At 72.6% G+C, this 678-nt stretch carries 1 protein-coding gene; it reads left to right on the top strand.

Going from position 1 to position 678, the window contains the following annotated elements; translation table 11 throughout:
* Nucleotides 1-329 precede the first annotated feature (329 nt).
* Nucleotides 330-678 (top strand): MFS transporter (locus ACTIDRAF_RS30855; protein ID WP_039789180.1); only part of this gene is annotated, 349 nt, incomplete at its 3' end.

The raw sequence follows: 678 nt of genomic DNA, 5'->3' as shown, positions 1-678 counted from the left end.
GGATGAGGTACCGGTCGGCCGGACCGTGCCGTTGCGGCCCGGGGCGGTCGTGCGGGCGGCACGGACCGGCGGGCCGTGCGGCAGGACGCGGCGCGGGTTCATGCCGGTGGAATCGAGGTGACCGGGTGAGCACCGGTCGGGTAGCGTGCGGGCCATGGCGAGTCCCGAGTCGGACGAGGTGGGGGCTGTCGGTCACCCCGTCAGCCCCGTGGAGCACTGAGCTCTGATCCCTGCCGTCGCGCCGCGATCCGCGGTGCGCCGAGTCCACCCGGGACTGACCGAGGTGACGAGATGACCCTCCTCCCTCCTCCTCATCTCGGAGCCACTCGATGCCTCTCCCGCTGTACCTGCTCGCCCTGGGTGTCTTCGCCATGGGCACGTCGGAGTTCATGCTCGCGGGTCTCCTGCCGGACATCGCCTCGGATCTTGGCGTCACCGTCGGGACGGCGGGCACCCTCATCTCGGCCTTCGCGATCGGAATGATCACCGGCGCTCCGCTGGTGGCCGCGCTGGCCCGTGGCTGGCCGAGGCGCGGCAGCCTCCTCGGGTTCACCGCGGCGTTCGCGGCGGCTCACGTGGTGGGCGCCGTCACCACGAGCTTCCCGGTGCTGTTCGCCACCCGGGTCGTTGCGGCACTGGCGAACGCCGGCTTCCTCGCCGTGGCCCTGACGGCGGCTG

The sequence above is a fragment of the Actinoalloteichus spitiensis RMV-1378 genome (genome assembly GCF_000239155.1).
Lineage (GTDB): Bacteria > Actinomycetota > Actinomycetes > Mycobacteriales > Pseudonocardiaceae > Actinoalloteichus_B > Actinoalloteichus_B spitiensis.
The sequence above is the reverse complement of the archived record's forward strand: the minus strand, read 5'-3'. Positions and strand labels throughout refer to the sequence as shown.